The following is a 12616-nucleotide window of genomic DNA, read 5'->3' as shown; positions in this document are numbered from 1 at the left end:
TGCATAATAGGGACAACGACAAGGAGGCCCTTCATCGATGAGTAAAGCAATGTCCCCCTATGTGAACCGCGACCTGAGCTGGATCGAGTTCAACCGCAGGGTGCTGGAAGAGGCGCAGGATCCGACGACGCCGCTGCTCGAGCGCGCGAAATTCCTGTCCATCGTGTCCAGCAACATGGATGAATTCATGAGCGTCCGCATGGCGGGCATCCAGGACCAGCTCAAGGCGGGCTACACGAAGATCGATTTTACCGGCTATACGCCGCAAGGGCTGTGGAAGAGGCTCATCAAGCGGACCGGACAGATGGTCTCCGAGCAGTACCGGACCTATCGGGAAGTCATGAGAGGGCTGGCCCGAGAAGGCATACATATCCGCGAAATGGACGACTTGAACGCCTCGCAGGCCGCGGCGGTCGAGCAGTATTTCCGGACGATCGTCTTTCCTGTCCTGACGCCGATGGCAGTCGACCAGAGCCGTCCTTTTCCGCTCCTGCATACGAAGGAACTGTATCTGGCCGTGCTGCTGCGCGATCCGGACGAGGAGCTGGAGGCCGAGCCGTACTTCGCGATCGTGCAGGTGCCGTCGATCCTGCCGCGCTGCGTGGCGCTGCCGGTGCGCGGCAACAGCAAGAAGCTCGAGTTCGTGCTGCTCGAGGACCTCATCCGTACGTTCATCCATACGCTGTTCAGCGGCTACATCTTGGAAGCCGTGCACCCGTTCCGCCTCACCCGCAACGCCGACCTGACGCTCAACGAGGAGGGCGCCGAGGATCTGCTGGAGGAGATCGAGAAGGAGCTTCGGCGCAGGCGGTGGGGCATGCCGGTGCGGCTCGAGATCGCGGATGGCTTCCATCCGCACGCCCTCGACCTGCTGCAGGAGGAGCTGGAGATCGGCGATCATGTCGTGCGCATCGGCGGACCGCTCGACCTCAGCTTCCTGATGCGCTTCGCCGGCTCGATCGGAGGCAAGGAAAGCCTCCGCTACCCGAAGCTCGAGCCGGTCTACCCGAGGGAGCTCGAGGAGCATGAGCTCATCTTCGATACGATCCGCGAGCGCGACGTGCTGCTGCATCATCCGTACGAGTCGTTCGAGCCGCTGGCCGAGTTCGTCCAGCAGGCGGCGGACGATCCGCAGGTGCTGGCGATAAAGATGACGCTCTACCGCGTCAGCGGCCAGAGCGAGCTCGTGCAGGCGCTCGCCGCGGCGGCGGAGGCGGGCAAGCAGGTGACGGTCGTCGTCGAGCTCAAGGCGCGCTTCGACGAAGAGCGCAACATCGCCTGGGCGCGCCAGCTGGAGAAGGCGGGCTGCCACGTCGTCTACGGCCTGGTCGGCCTCAAGACGCATGCCAAGATCCTGCTCGTCGTGCGGCGGGAGGCCGACCAGCTGCGGCGCTACGTCCATGTCGGCACCGGCAACTACAACGACAGCACGGCCAAGGCGTATACCGACATCGGCCTGTTCACGTCGCATCCGATCATCGGCGCGGACGCGTCCGCGCTGTTCAACGAGGTGACCGGCTACTCGTCGCCGTACGAATGGCAGGCGTTCAGCGTCGCGCCGAGCGGGCTGACGGAGCAGCTGTTCCGGCTGATCGACCGCGAGCGGCGGCATGCCGAGGAGGGACGGGGCGGCTACATCGCCGCCAAGATGAACTCGCTCTCCAACCAGGAGATGATCGACAAGCTGTACGAGGCGTCGCGCTCCGGCGTGCGCATCGAGCTCATCGTGCGCGGCGTCTGCTGCCTGCGTCCCGGCGTGCCGGGCCTCAGCGAGAACATCCGCGTCGTCAGCATCGTCGACCGCTTCCTGGAGCATTCGCGCCTGCTGTACCTGCGCAACGCCGGCGAGGAGGAAGTGTACCTGTCGAGCGCGGACTGGATGACGCGCAACCTGACGCGGCGCATCGAGCTGATGTGCCCGGTGTTCGATCCCAGCCTGCGCGACAGCCTGATCGCGCTGCTGCGCCTGCAGCTGGCGGACAACGTCAAGGCGCGGGAGCTGCAGGCGAGCGGCGGCTACGAGCGCATGCGGCCCGCCGAAGGCGAGGACCCGCTGCGCAGCCAGTTCCAGGCGGAGCGGATCTCCAGCTGGAAAAAAGCGCTGCCGCACCTCGAGCAAGCGTAGCGGAAAAGGGGCTGTCCCCGTATGGGCCGACGAATCGGACCTTGATACGGAGGACAGCCCCTTTGGGCGCTGTATTGGCAAAGGCAGCGGATCAGCGGATCAGCGCACGGACAGCTCGGGGCGGAGTCCCCAGAGCTTGGCGAACTCGCGCCCGGCTTCCTCGACCTCCTGCCGCTCCAGTCCGAGCGAGCCGGAAGGCCGCACGGCGATCAGCAGCAGGCGGCCTTCCTCAAACGCTGGCGCCGCTTCCGCCTCGAGCCGGCTGATCGGCTGCGTCTCGCTGCGGTCGAGCGCGGCGGCGAGCTGCAGCAGGCTGCCCAGCAGCGCGGCCGCCTCGACGTCTCCGGGTTCCAGCAGCGCGGCATACGGCTCGAGCTGCGACTTGCAGCGGCTGCGGCTGCGGAACGCCGCGATCGCGGCGGTCAGCACGTTCTCGCGATGCGACATGCCGTTCAGGCTGCAGTTGGTCAGCAGGTAGAACGTATGCTTCGGGTAGGCGGCGTGATCGATCGACGCTCCGATCCGGTACAGCAGGGAGGCGGCGTCGAGCAGCTTGTCCGCCCGATCGCCCAGACGCTCCAGCGGACGGCCGGAGGCGGAGCCGCGGAGCGTCCCGAGCAGCTGCAGCGAGAGCCGGTTCACCTGGTTGACGTGCGGAAGCGGCGCCTCGGGATAGAGGGCATACGTGTTGCGCACGCTGTAGTCCAGCACGTCGTCGAGCCGCGGCCGCTCCGGCGACTGCACGGAGAAGAACAGGCCATCGCGCAGCCCGGCGGCGCAGACGCGGTATTCCGATGCGCCGGTCAGCCGCTGGAACAGGCATAGCACGGCGAGGCCGGGCACGATCAGGTCGACGCGGTCCTTGGAGAGGCCCGGAACCTTGCGTCGCTTGTCCAGGGGCATCGCCCGCAGCGTGTCGAACAGGCGGTCGGCGTCCTCGGCCGGAATGGCATAGTTGTGGGTCTGCGGGAAAGGATAATGGCGGACCGCCTGATGGACCTTGGCGAGCGCGCGGATCGTGCCGCCGACGCCGACGAGCGGCAGGCCCGGCGACCAGCGCAGCCATGGCTGCTCCTCGGCCGCCCGCAGCGCCATCTCCTCCAGCCGGCGCAGGCCGTCGTCGCCGAGCATGCCGCGGTCGGCATAGCTGCGGGCGAGGCTGACGCAGCCGAACGGGAAGCTGACGCTCTGCACGAGCGTGCGCTCCTTGAACAAGGAAATCTCCGTGCTGCCTCCGCCGATGTCGATGAGGAAGCCGTCGCGCACGTCCATCGTATTGACCATGCCGAGGAAGCCGTAGCCGGCCTCCTCCTCGCCGGGCAGCAGCTCGATGTCGAGACCGGACTCGGCGCTCAGCCGGGCCAGCACCTCGGCGCCGTTGACGGCATTGCGCAGCGCGGCCGTCGCGACCGCCCGCACGGCGCTCGTGCGGTGATGCGCGCAGAGCATGCGGAAGTGGCTCAGCGTCTCGGCGAGCTCGACGATCGTCTCCTCGTCGATGCGGCCGTCGGCGGTGATCCTCTGGCTGAGCCTCGCCGGCCGCTTGCTGCCGTCGATGACGCGCTGAGCGCCGCCAGCCGTCGCCTCGTAGACGACGAGGCGGATGGAGTTGGAGCCGATGTCGATGATGCCGATGCGTTGATCGTTCATGGAGGGCGTTCCCCTTTCCTCGGAGTAGGGCTTGGCGAAAACGTGATTTCACCAGTTTACCATCCCGGACCGCGAACCTTCAAACGGCCGACAACTAAAATCTATGAAGGCGATAAAGCATTTTTATCTTCAATCGGTTGGATTCATTATGAAAATACTTTATGATAAAAAGGATTGCTGCGGTCGCCGATTTGCCCATCCTTGACATCCGCTGTTCCTGCCTGCGGGACCCGCAGGCGTGAATGCGCTGTCAAAGGCGGTGCAAGCCTTTTTCCGCGGCCTGATGTTGACAGTCCATTACCGGCCGCTTCCTATCGCGCGCCGAAGACAAAGGAGAGAGTTCAATGACAGCTACCAAAGGTCTCGAAGGCATCGTCGCCACGACCTCGTCCATCAGCTCCATCATCGACGGAGTGCTGACCTATCGCGGCATCAACATCGACGAGCTGGCCGAAGGCGCTACGTTCGAAGAAGTCGCCTACCTGCTCTGGTACGGCAAGCTCCCTACGGCATCCGAGCTCGAGGAGCTGAAGGCCAAGCTGAGCGCTTCCGCTGCGATCCCGGCCGAGGTGATCGACGCGATCCGCCTGTACCCGCAGGACGCCAACTCGATGGCGGCGCTCCGCACCGCCGTCTCCGCCCTGGCGCTGTACGATCCGGCGGCGCAGGACATGAGCCGCGAAGCCAACGTGGACAAGGCGATCCGCCTGCAGGCGCAGCTGCCGACGGTCATCGCCGCTTTCGACCGCATCCGCAGCGGCCAGGAGCCGATCGCTCCCAAGGCCGGCCTGTCCGTCGCGGCGAACTTCCTCTACATGCTTACCGGCGAGACTCCGGACGATGTAGCGGTCAAAGCCCTCGACCAGGCGCTCGTGCTGCATGCCGACCATGAGCTCAACGCCTCCACGTTCGCCGGCCGCGTCACCGTCGCGACGCTGTCGGACATCTACTCCGGCGTCGTCTCCGCGATCGGCGCGCTCAAGGGCCCGCTGCACGGCGGCGCCAACGAGGCCGTCATGGTCATGCTCGAAGAGATCGGATCGCCCGACCGTGTCGAATCCGTCATCAACGAGAAGCTCGCCAATAAAGAAAAGATCATGGGCTTCGGCCACCGCGTCTACAAAAACGGCGATCCGCGCGCCAAGCATCTGCAGAAGATGTCCGAGGAGCTCGGCAAGCTGAAGGGCAACCTCGACCTGTACCGCATGAGCGTGCAGATCGAAGAGATCGTGACGGGACAAAAAGGACTGAAGCCGAACGTCGACTTCTACTCCGCTTCCGTCTACACGACGCTCGGCATCAAGCGCGACCTGTTCACCCCGATCTTCGCCATCAGCCGCCTGTCGGGCTGGACAGCGCATATCCTGGAGCAGTACGATAATAACCGTCTGATCCGCCCGCGCGCGGAGTATACGGGTCCTACGAGCGCCAAGTTCATTCCGATCGAGCAGCGCTAAGCGCCGATCTCCTCCCCCCGGCATCCGTCCGGGGGGATTCGGCTGCGCGCGCAGCCTGTCCCGTCCCAGCCGCTCGGCGGCGCAGGGACCCGCATCATCTTCATACCAAGAGGAGGAATCATCCCCAATGGCACAACTCGAAAAATTCGCCCTTCCGACCGAAGGCGAGCAGATCACGATTGAAAACGGCAAGCTGAACGTTCCGAACAACCCGATCGTTCCCTTCATCGAAGGCGACGGCACGGGCCGCGACATCTGGCGCGCCTCCAAGCGCGTCCTTGACGCTGCCGTAGAGAAAGCCTACAGCGGCGAGAAGAAGATCGCCTGGTACGAAGTATTCGCCGGCGAAAAAGCGTTCAACCAATACGGCGAGTGGCTGCCGGCCGACACGCTGACGGCGATCCGCGAGTACATCGTCGCGATCAAAGGCCCGCTGACGACCCCGATCGGCGGCGGCATCCGTTCCCTGAACGTAGCGCTTCGCCAAGAGCTCGACCTGTACGTCTGCCTGCGCCCTGTGCGCTACTTCGACGGCGTGCCTTCCCCGGTGAAGCGTCCGGAGCTGGTCAACATGGTCATCTTCCGCGAGAACACCGAGGACATCTACGCCGGCATCGAGTACCAAGAAGGCTCGGAGGCGGTCAAGAAGGTCCTCTCCTTCCTGCAGAACGAGATGGGCGTCAACAAGATCCGCTTCCCGGAAACGTCCGGCATCGGCATCAAGCCGGTATCGGCCGAGGGCTCCAAGCGCCTCGTGCGCGCCGCGATCGAGTACGCGATCGAGCACGGCCGCAAGTCGGTCACGCTGGTCCACAAAGGCAACATCATGAAGTTCACCGAGGGCGCCTTCAAGAACTGGGGCTACGAAGTGGCGGAAGCCGAATTCGGCGACAAGGTGTTCACGTGGGGCCAATATGACCGCATCAAGGACGAGCAAGGCACGGATGCGGCCAACAAGGCTCAAGACGAAGCGCTGGCGGCTGGCAAGATCCTCGTGAAGGACGCCATCGCCGACATCGCGCTGCAGCAGGTGCTGACCCGTCCGACGGACTTCGACGTCATCGCGACGCTGAACCTGAACGGCGACTACCTGTCCGACGCCCTGGCGGCTCAAGTCGGCGGAATCGGCATCGCGCCGGGCGCCAACATCAACTACCTCACCGGCCACGCGATCTTCGAGGCGACCCACGGCACGGCTCCGAAATATGCCGACAAAGACGTGGTGAACCCGGGCTCCGTCATCCTCTCCGGCGTCATGATGCTCGAGCATCTGGGCTGGCAGGAAGCGGCCGACCTGATCTACAAAGGCATGGAGACGTCGATCAACAACAAGACGGTCACCTACGACTTTGCCCGCCTGATGGAAGGCGCCAAAGAAGTGAAGTGCTCCGAGTTCGCGGATCAAGTCATCGCCAACATGTAAATCCTAAGAGTCCGCTCCGGCGGGCTCTTCTGTTCTTCATCCGCGTCTTCCGCAGCGGAGCCGGCCCAACGCGATGCCGGACAGCTTGGGGCCGTTGCTGATCCAGATGTTCGAATCCGATGCTGCACATTTCCATCAACCGGGAGGAATCCATATGGCAATCGCACGCAAGAAGATTACGGTCGTAGGAGCAGGCTTCACGGGAGCGACGACGGCGCTCATGCTCGCCCAAAAGGAACTCGGAGACGTCGTGCTGGTCGACATCCCGCAGTTGGAGAACCCGACGAAGGGCAAGGCGCTCGACATGCTGGAGGCTTCGCCGGTGCAGGGCTTCGACGCCCGCATCACGGGCACGTCGGATTATGCGGATACGCAAGGCTCGGACATCGTCATCATCACGGCGGGCATCGCGCGCAAGCCAGGCATGAGCCGCGACGATCTCGTCGCCGTCAATGCCGGCATCGTCCGCTCCGTCTGCGAGAGCGTCAAGACGACAAGCCCGGACGCCTATGTCATCCTGCTGTCCAACCCGGTCGACGCCATGACCTATGTCGCCTACCAGACGCTCGGCTTCCCGAAGAACCGCGTCATCGGCCAGTCCGGCGTGCTCGACACGGCCCGCTACTGCACGTTCATCGCGCAGGAGCTGAACGTGTCGGTCGAGGACGTGCGCGGCTTCGTGCTCGGCGGCCACGGCGACGACATGGTGCCGCTCGTGCGGTATTCCAACGTCGGCGGCATCCCGATCGAGACCCTCATCCCGGCGGACCGCATCGAGGCGATCGTGCAGCGTACGCGCGTCGGCGGCGGCGAGATCGTCGGCCTGCTCGGCAACGGCAGCGCCTACTACGCGCCGGCGGCGTCGCTCGTGCAGATGGCCGAGGCGATCCTGAAGGACAAGAAGCGCGTCCTGCCGGTCATCGCGCTGCTGCAAGGCGAATACGGCTACGACGATCTGTTCCTCGGCGTGCCCGCGATTCTCGGCGGCGACGGCATCGAGAAGGTGTTCGAGCTGGAGCTGACGCCGCAGGAGCAGGCGGCGCTGGACCGCTCGGCCGAGTCGGTGCGCGCGGTCGTCAAGCTGGTCGCGGCGCCGCAAGGCTGAGGGAGACGGATCGCGGCAAAGCCGCAAGCTTGGGAGCAGCATCTCAAGCGGGCAGCACAGCGGACCGACTCGCGTAGGACTAGGCCGCCGCCTTTTGCAAGCAGCTAGGCTCAGCTGCTCAGATATGCGAACAGCCCCGAATCCAAAGACGGATTCGGGGCTGTTCGGGTATAATGGAAATAAAAGGGGGCGCGCTTATGGAAGCTTCAAGCTTGAGCCGCTGGGTGCGGGGCGGCATCGCGGCCGTTGTCCTGCTGCTTGTCGGCAGCCTGATCTGGTGGTTCGCTCCGCATCGCATCGACCGTACGTTCCAAGGCTATGAATTCACGTCCGGACAGCCGGACCGTCCCGGCCGGGCCTTGACTCTGCGGCTGGAGGGAACGTTCCGGCGTACGCTCGCCGGTTTCTGGAACGGAGCGGGCACGATGAACGGCAAGCTCGTCATCGTGGGCGAGTCCTATCCCGAAGTGCCGGAGGATGCGACACCCTTTTTCTATCTGAGCAACGGAGTCGGCGGCATGGCATTTTCATGGTTGAAGCAGGAGTCGATCGGCGAGAGCGTTCCAGGCCTCCATGTGGAAGGCATGGTGTATGCATCCGGGAATGTGAAGGAGCTCGTCGTTATCCGCACTGTTTCTTCAACAGAATTAAACCGCGATGGCGTCGTGACGGTCGCGGCTCCGGCGAGCAATCGGGAGGAGGCGCTGGCGTTGGCCAACCGGGTCGCAGCCGGGCCGCTTGGAGCACCGCTCGCGCCTTAGATTAAGACGGCATTCAGATTCATTTTGAGCAGGACACTCATCAGGTGCTTAAAGGCTACCTTCCCGGCATGGCCAAGCTCAGCCCCGCGTCAGCGCATCCGTCTCCTCGATGTGCTCCTGCAGCCGGGCTGCCGCTTCGGCAAGCTTCCCCTCATCATCGCCGAGCGCTGCGAACAGGCGGCCGGCTCGCCGGAAATAGTCTTCAGGGGAGAGAGGAAGCGAGCCGCCCAGCGCGATTTCGTCTCCTCAATCAATCGTCCGCGAGCAGCTCGTCCAGCATCGTTTGCTTGTGATTGACGAACTGCTTCATGGTCGACCAATGGGGCGTCTCCTCCAGCTCGACCCGCTCGGCGCCGTCCGGACCGAGCAGGTAGATGTCCGCATCCGGGTAGGCCATCAGGATCGGCGAATGGGTGGCGATGATGAACTGCGAGTGCTTCTGCACGAGCTGGTGGATGCGCGAGAGCACCGACAGCTGGCGCAGCGGCGACAGCGCTGCCTCCGGCTCGTCGAGGATGTACAGGCCGCGCCCGCCGAAGCGGTGCAGGAACGTGGCGAAGAACGACTCGCCATGCGACTGCTCGTGCAGCGGCTTGCCGCCATAGGAGTCGATGATCGGCGGGCCTGAAGCTCGCTCGCCGCCGGGGCGGTCGAGCCGCTCGATCTCGCTGGCGAGATTGTAATAGCTTTCCGCCCGGAAGAAAAAGCCGTCCCGCGGCTTGTGCACGCCGCGCGCCAGCCGCAGGTGGCGATGCAGCTCGGAATGGGTCTCGGCGGTGGAAAAGTTGAAATTGATCGTGCCGCCCTCGGGATTGAAGCCCCAGGCGACGGCGATCGCCTCCAGCAGCGTCGACTTGCCGGTGCCGTTCTCGCCGATCAGATAGGTCACCTTGGGATGCAGCGGCAGCCGCTCCAACGAGCGAACCGCCGGCAGGCTGAATGGATATTCTTGCGGATCGGCGATGCCGGAGCGCAGCAGCTCGACGCTTTTGAGATACCCCGGTCCTCGGCTCATTCTAATCTCCCCTTCCTTGAAAGAGCTTCCTCCACCCAGTATACTCGATGGACGGTTCAATCACGATGATCGAGAAGGCAAGGGGGAACGCGGACATGGAAGAGGAATCCTGGATTACGCATGAAGAATACCTGGCATCGGCGGAGCTGTTCCGCTCGGCGTTCCCGGCGTTCGCCGCCGAGGTGGCGCGCGTCGAGGCGATGCGCGGCAAGCTCAACGAGTTCCAGCTGAGCCGTGCCGTGACGATGGCCGCCGACAGCGTGGAGATTCTCGGGTGGAACAGCCGCCGCACCGTGCTGGCGATCTTCGACGTCTACGTCGAGCTGTACCGCGGCGAGGGCCGCGAGGCGGCCGACCGCTGGGTGGAGGCGACGTTCGGAGCCGGGCTGCTGCTCGCCTCCGGCGGCCGGCAGGAGCAGGCCGATCCCGGTCTGCTGGCGCGGCTCGCCGCAGTGGAGGAGGAGATTCGGGGACGCGAGGCCGAGCTGCTGGAGCTGTACCGCGAGCTGACCCGGCTCAAGGCGGAGGCGAGCGGGACGCAGCCGCCGGACGGTCTCCGGGGTCGCGGTGAGGACGACGGCGAGCTGGCGGCCGCCGGGAGCAAGCCTTAGGCAGGCAAGCGGCGGCAGCGGACAAGCCGCAGGCAGTCAAAAAAAGCCGCAGGGCAAACCGGCCTCGTACGGCAGGCAAGCGCCTGCGGCGAGCGGGTAGACACCCTTTCCCCGACCTGTCACAATAGAGGGATGAGCGCCGGATCGGTCCCTGCCCGAGCGGGGAGCCCGGCCGTCCACGGAAACAGGAAAAGGAGTCGAAGGCCTATGCTGCAGGAAGCGCGCGAGCTGTTGAAGCGCGTCTACGGATACGATTCGTTCCGCCAGGGGCAGGAAGGAATCATCGAAGCGATCACGGGAGGAAGGGACACGCTGGCGATCCTGCCGACAGGCGGGGGCAAGTCCGTCTGTTATCAGATTCCGGCGATGCTGATGACGGGAACGACGATCGTCGTCTCGCCGCTCATCTCGCTCATGAAGGACCAGGTCGACGCGCTGCGGCGGGTCGGCGTGCCGGCGGCCTACCTCAACAGCTCGCTCGGCGCGGGCGAATACCGGGACGTGCTGCGCGCGGCGCTGAACGGGGAGTACAAGCTGCTCTACATCGCGCCCGAGCGGCTCGACGGCTCGATGTTCGGCGAGCTCTCCGAGCGCATGCGCATCCCGATGATCGCGATCGACGAGGCGCACTGCGTCTCGCAGTGGGGCCATGACTTCCGCCCGAGCTACCGGCAGCTGGCCGGCTGGATCGGACGCATGGAGGACCGGCCGCTCGTCTCGGCGTTCACCGCGACGGCGACGCCGGAGGTGGCCGATGACATTACGGCGATGCTCGGCCTGCGCGAGCCGAGCGTGTTCGTCAGCGGCTTCGCGCGGGAGAACCTGTCGCTCTCCGTCGTCACCGGCGCGGACAAGAAGCGCTTCCTGACGCGCTTCCTGCAGGAGCGTCCGGACCAGTCGGGCATCATCTACGCGGCGACACGCAAGGAGACCGAAGCGGTGCACGAGGAGCTGCTGCGCCAGGGCATCCCGGCGGGCAAGTACCACGGCGGCCTGGGCGACGCGGAGCGCGCGGAGGCGCAGGAGAAGTTCCGCTTCGACGAGACGCGCGTCATGGTCGCGACCAATGCGTTCGGCATGGGCATCGACAAGCCGAACGTGCGCTTCGTGCTGCACTGGCAGATGCCGGGCGACGTCGAGTCGTACTATCAGGAAGCCGGGCGCGCGGGCCGCGACGGCGAGGAGTCGGAGTGCGTGCTGCTGTTCGAGCCGCAGGACGTGCAGATCCAGCGCTTCCTGATCGAGCAGGGCCAGGGCGACGACGGACGCAAGTCGGTGCAGCTGTCCAAGCTGTACGCGATGATGAACTTCGGCCGCACGGAGCGCTGCCTGCAGCAGTTCATCGTCGATTACTTCGGCGAGAAGGGCGTCGAGCCCTGCGGCAAATGCGGCAACTGCCTCGACAAGAGCGAGCGGCTGGACATGACGAGCGAGGCGCAGAAGGCGCTCAGCTGTGTCGGCCGGATGAAGGGGCGCTTCGGCGTCGCGATGGCCGCCAAGGTGCTGAAGGGCTCGCGCGACAAGAAGATCATCCAGTTCGGCCTCGACCGCCTGTCCACCTATGGGCTGCTGCGGGAGTGGCCGGAACGGGAAATTTCCGACTGGCTGTACTGGCTCGTCGCGGAGGGCTATCTGCGCCTGAGCGAAGGCCAGTATCCGACCGTCTCGCTGACGGCGGAGGCGCTGCCGGTGCTCGAGGGCAGCAAGACGGTCGTGCGCCGCAAGTCGACGTCGGTCCGCCGCGCGGCTTCGGCCGCCGCGGCCGGGGAGGCTTCGCCGCTGTTCGAGGCGCTGCGCCAGTGGCGTAAGGAAACGGCCGCGCGCGAGGGCGTGCCGCCGTTCATGCTGTTCTTCGACGCGACGCTGCGCGAGCTGGCGGCAGCCGCTCCGGCGAGCCGCGACGAGCTGCTGCGGGTCAAGGGCATCGGCGCGGCCAAGGCCGACAAGTACGGCGACGCGCTGCTCGCGATCACGGCGGGCGAGGAGGCGCAGGCGGGGCGCCAGCCGGATTTGTTCGAGGCGGCTGGCGGCGACCGCCCGCCGGCGCGGGCGGAGGCGTCCGTCTCCGGACGGGGGGAGAGCGGCAGCCATCTGGCGACGTACGAGATGTTCGAGGCGGGCGGCACGATCGAGGAGATCGCGCAGGAGCGCGGCATCAGCCGCGTCACGGCCGAAAGCCATCTCATGCGCTGCGCGGACGAGGGCTTGGAGCTGGACTGGAGCCGCATCATTCCCGCCGATCAGGAGCCGCTCATCCTGGAGGCGGCCGGCCGCCTCGGCGCGGACAAGCTGCGTCCGCTCAAGGACGCCCTGCCGCCCGAGGTCGATTATTTCGCCATCCACGGCGTGCTGCGCAAGCACGGCCTGAAGAACGGCTGAAGCCGGGGACGGCGACGCCGCTCACGCTCAAGCGGACGCGGACGCATGCGAGCGGATAAGCAAAAAACCCATATAAGGCGAAAATGGGAC

Annotated in this window: 9 protein-coding genes; 7 read left to right on the top strand and 2 right to left on the bottom strand. The window is 65.4% G+C overall.

Features of this window, described 5'->3' with window-relative positions:
• The first annotated feature begins 37 nt into the window (after positions 1-37).
• Positions 38-2125, top strand: coding sequence for a polyphosphate kinase 1 (ppk1, locus tag HGI30_RS16415; protein WP_168908546.1), 2088 nt, complete (start codon positions 38-40; stop codon positions 2123-2125).
• 99 nt (positions 2126-2224) lie between these two features.
• Here ppk1 and HGI30_RS16410 read toward each other — a convergent pair whose 3' ends face one another.
• Positions 2225-3775 (bottom strand): Ppx/GppA phosphatase family protein, encoded by a 1551-nt coding sequence (locus HGI30_RS16410; protein WP_168908545.1) that lies wholly within the window; start codon positions 3773-3775, stop codon positions 2225-2227.
• A gap of 344 nt (positions 3776-4119) precedes the next feature.
• On the opposite strand from HGI30_RS16410, the gene citZ reads away from it, so the two are divergent.
• The 4 genes from citZ (at position 4120) to HGI30_RS16390 (ending at position 8521) form a co-directional block, all read left to right on the top strand.
• Complete coding sequence (citZ, locus tag HGI30_RS16405) at positions 4120-5232, top strand: citrate synthase (RefSeq protein ID WP_168908544.1); 1113 nt, start codon at positions 4120-4122, stop codon at positions 5230-5232.
• A gap of 127 nt (positions 5233-5359) precedes the next feature.
• Positions 5360-6655, top strand: a complete 1296-nt coding sequence (gene icd / locus HGI30_RS16400) for an NADP-dependent isocitrate dehydrogenase (protein ID WP_168908543.1) — start codon at positions 5360-5362, stop codon at positions 6653-6655.
• 154 nt (positions 6656-6809) lie between these two features.
• Positions 6810-7760 carry a malate dehydrogenase gene (gene mdh / locus HGI30_RS16395; RefSeq protein WP_168908542.1) on the top strand — a complete coding sequence of 317 codons (951 nt, stop codon included), beginning with the start codon at positions 6810-6812 and terminating at the stop codon, positions 7758-7760.
• Positions 7761-7957: 197 nt separating this feature from the next.
• A complete protein-coding gene (locus HGI30_RS16390; RefSeq protein ID WP_168908541.1) occupies positions 7958-8521 on the top strand; it encodes a hypothetical protein in 564 nt (187 codons plus the stop codon).
• 250 nt (positions 8522-8771) lie between these two features.
• Here the strand turns inward: HGI30_RS16390 and HGI30_RS16385 are convergent, their stop codons facing one another.
• Complete coding sequence (locus tag HGI30_RS16385) at positions 8772-9536, bottom strand: AAA family ATPase (RefSeq protein ID WP_168908540.1); 765 nt, start codon at positions 9534-9536, stop codon at positions 8772-8774.
• A 95-nt stretch (positions 9537-9631) separates the two neighbouring features.
• Here HGI30_RS16385 and HGI30_RS16380 point away from each other — a divergent pair, with 95 nt between their 5' ends.
• Both HGI30_RS16380 and recQ read left to right on the top strand, forming a co-directional pair.
• Complete coding sequence (locus HGI30_RS16380) at positions 9632-10147, top strand: hypothetical protein (protein ID WP_168908539.1); 516 nt, start codon at positions 9632-9634, stop codon at positions 10145-10147.
• 207 nt (positions 10148-10354) lie between these two features.
• Positions 10355-12526, top strand: coding sequence for a DNA helicase RecQ (recQ, locus tag HGI30_RS16375; protein ID WP_168908538.1), 2172 nt, complete (start codon positions 10355-10357; stop codon positions 12524-12526).
• Positions 12527-12616 lie beyond the last annotated feature (90 nt).

Origin of the sequence: Paenibacillus albicereus (genome assembly GCF_012676905.1) — a bacterium.
GTDB lineage: Bacteria > Bacillota > Bacilli > Paenibacillales > Paenibacillaceae > Paenibacillus_O > Paenibacillus_O albicereus.
This window is presented reverse-complemented; position numbering and strand designations above follow the sequence as displayed.

Coding starts and splice junctions, on each gene's coding strand:
- ppk1 (WP_168908546.1), top strand. CDS start 38: ATGAGTAAAGCAATGTCCCCCTATGTGAACCGCGACCTGAGCTGGATC.
- HGI30_RS16410 (WP_168908545.1), bottom strand. CDS start 3,775: ATGAACGATCAACGCATCGGCATCATCGACATCGGCTCCAACTCCATC.
- citZ (WP_168908544.1), top strand. CDS start 4,120: ATGACAGCTACCAAAGGTCTCGAAGGCATCGTCGCCACGACCTCGTCC.
- icd (WP_168908543.1), top strand. CDS start 5,360: ATGGCACAACTCGAAAAATTCGCCCTTCCGACCGAAGGCGAGCAGATC.
- mdh (WP_168908542.1), top strand. CDS start 6,810: ATGGCAATCGCACGCAAGAAGATTACGGTCGTAGGAGCAGGCTTCACG.
- HGI30_RS16390 (WP_168908541.1), top strand. CDS start 7,958: ATGGAAGCTTCAAGCTTGAGCCGCTGGGTGCGGGGCGGCATCGCGGCC.
- HGI30_RS16385 (WP_168908540.1), bottom strand. CDS start 9,536: ATGAGCCGAGGACCGGGGTATCTCAAAAGCGTCGAGCTGCTGCGCTCC.
- HGI30_RS16380 (WP_168908539.1), top strand. CDS start 9,632: ATGGAAGAGGAATCCTGGATTACGCATGAAGAATACCTGGCATCGGCG.
- recQ (WP_168908538.1), top strand. CDS start 10,355: ATGCTGCAGGAAGCGCGCGAGCTGTTGAAGCGCGTCTACGGATACGAT.